Origin of the sequence: Flavobacterium succinicans LMG 10402 (assembly GCF_000611675.1) — a bacterium.
In the GTDB taxonomy this organism is placed as follows: domain Bacteria; phylum Bacteroidota; class Bacteroidia; order Flavobacteriales; family Flavobacteriaceae; genus Flavobacterium; species Flavobacterium succinicans.
The window spans coordinates 1-305 of the sequence record NZ_JATV01000045.1; the positions used below are offsets into that span (position 1 = coordinate 1).

Annotated in this window: 1 pseudogene; it reads right to left on the bottom strand. The window is 35.4% G+C overall.

The features are described 5' to 3' along the window. Positions 1–305, bottom strand: a pseudogene (locus AO58_RS17460) (bifunctional 3,4-dihydroxy-2-butanone-4-phosphate synthase/GTP cyclohydrolase II); the annotation flags it as partial.

Sequence of the window (305 nt, forward strand, 5' to 3'; positions counted from 1 at the left end):
CTCTTGAATTCTGTTCAATAAATTTACGGCCTGCATATCCTGATTGATAAAGATAACCGCACCTTTTTCGTTTTCATTGATCACTTTAAACATATCGTCTAACTGTTGTTCCGCATTGTTAGTCAGCGTACCAAGTAAGTCATTGTTTACTTGTGAAGAATTTATTCTGGTCAGAATCGTTTCTCCAAGATTCCAGGTTCCTTTGGTTAAAGCAATATGAATTTGTTTGTTTGTGGTCTGTTCGTAAGCTCTTAATCTAAAAGTTCCGAAGCGAGTCTCAATGTCAAAATCTTCTTTTTTAACGA